This window comes from uncultured Anaerococcus sp., assembly GCF_937934665.1.
In the GTDB taxonomy this organism is placed as follows: Bacteria; Bacillota; Clostridia; order Tissierellales; family Peptoniphilaceae; genus Anaerococcus.
The window spans coordinates 1-1,985 of sequence record NZ_CALGYW010000072.1 but is presented as its reverse complement, the minus strand read 5'-3'; the positions used below and the strand labels follow the sequence as shown (position 1 = coordinate 1,985).

1 pseudogene is annotated in these 1,985 nt (G+C 35.6%); it reads left to right on the top strand.

The window, feature by feature from the left end:
- Positions 1 to 1,809 (top strand): annotated as a pseudogene (locus tag Q0410_RS04235) (restriction endonuclease subunit R); the annotation flags it as partial.
- Positions 1,810 to 1,985: the final 176 nt, after the last annotated feature.

The following is a 1,985-nucleotide window of genomic DNA, read 5'->3' as shown; positions in this document are numbered from 1 at the left end:
ATTAAGGTCCTAAGCCTCTTCTTTATTGACGAAGTTGCAAATTATAGGGTCTATGATGAGGATAATGTCGCCCATAATGGTTTATATGCTGATATATTTGAAGAAGAGTATGAAAAAGTATTTTCTAGTTTCCAATTAAAACATGGGGGAGAATCCTATGTTAATTATCTAGAAAATTTCAAACCAGCTGACACCCACCAGGGATATTTTTCGGTTGATAATAAGGGTAGGATTAAAAATACCAGGGGTCAATCAAATGATGATATTAGTACTTACGATCTAATTATGAAAAACAAGGAGCTCTTGCTGGATAGGGACCCTAAGAAAAGTCCTGTAAGGTTTATCTTTTCTCACTCTGCTCTTAAAGAAGGATGGGATAATCCAAATGTCTTCCAGATTTGTACCCTCAAGCAATCCGGCTCTGATATGAGAAAAAGACAAGAAGTTGGGCGTGGTTTGAGGCTTTGTGTTGATGAAAATGGCGAGAGAATGGATGAAAATGTCCTCGGTGATAGCGTCCAAGATGTAAATAGCCTAACAGTTGTAGCCAGCGAATCTTACGAAAACTTTGCCAAGACCCTTCAAAATGAATATTACGAAGATTCTTCTGGTAGGGCTAGGAAGGTCAATCCTGATTTATTTGAAGGCAGGGTTATTAAAAGCCAAAACGGAGAAGAAAAGCAAATTGACAAAGACCTTGCCCTTGAGATTTATGAGAAATTAATAGTTATAGAATATATCAAAAAACAAAAATTAACTGAGAAATTTTATGATGATAAAAAATCTGGTGCTATAGATTTGGGAGATGATTTAAGAGATTATCAAGATTCTATAGTCGAACTTTTAGGCAGGATTTATGATAGGGATATAGATATAGTTGACGCAAGGTCAAGAAATGTCTATGCCAAACTTCGTGAAGATAAACTAAAATCTCAAGAATTCCAAAAACTTTGGGAAAATATCAATCAGAAAACCTATTATGTGGTTGATTTTGATAGCGATGAGCTGGTTGAGAATTGTATATCCAAGATAAATGCAGTCCTCAATATCCAAACCATAAAATATGAGGTGAAGACTGGTTATATCGAGCAAATGTCTATTGATAAGAAAGATTTTGGCAAAAACATTAAGGAAGTAAACGAAGATAGGACCGAAGTTTGCGGAATGGCCAACACTACTAAGTATGACCTAGTAGGGAAAATTGCCAAGGAGACCCAATTAACTAGAAAAGATGTTGTAAAAATCCTGAAGGGAATAAGCGAAGATAAATTTTTAAATTATAAGAAAAATCCTGAAGAATTTATCAGCAAGGTTAGTCAGATAATAAACGACGAAAAAGCAGTAAAGATTATCCAACACATAACCTATGATCTTTTGGAAGATAAGTACGAAAATGAGATATTTACCGAAGCTAACCTCAAGGGCCAGCTCGGCAAGAGTGCTATTTCTTCAGAAAAGGGAATTTTTGACTTTACTATCTATGATTCTGATATAGAAAGAGATTTTTCAAAGAAACTAGATAGCAGGGGCGAGGTAGCAGTCTATGTAAAACTCCCATCAAGCTTTTACATTTCAACACCTGTAGGAAAGTACAATCCAGACTGGGCGATTGCTTTTAAGGATGATAATATAAAGCATATCTATTTTGTAGCAGAAACTAAGGGAAGCAACAATTCTCTGCAATTAAGAAATATTGAAAGCGCTAAAATTGCCTGTGCTCATAAACATTTCGAAAAAATAAGTGGAGATAAAGTTAAATATGGAGTGGTAAGCTCCTTTGAAGAACTATTGGACATAGTAAGCAAGTAAAAAAATCCTATGCATTTTTCAAAGAGTGCATAGGATTTTGTTTTACCTAAAACCCATACCCCTCCCCATATTTTTCAAAAGCAGCATCTTGCATACCTTCGCCTCCGGCGAATTTGTAGACTTTTATTTTGCCGTAGTCTTTGTGGTCTATGGTGTAGGTTCCTAGTGGTAGGGCC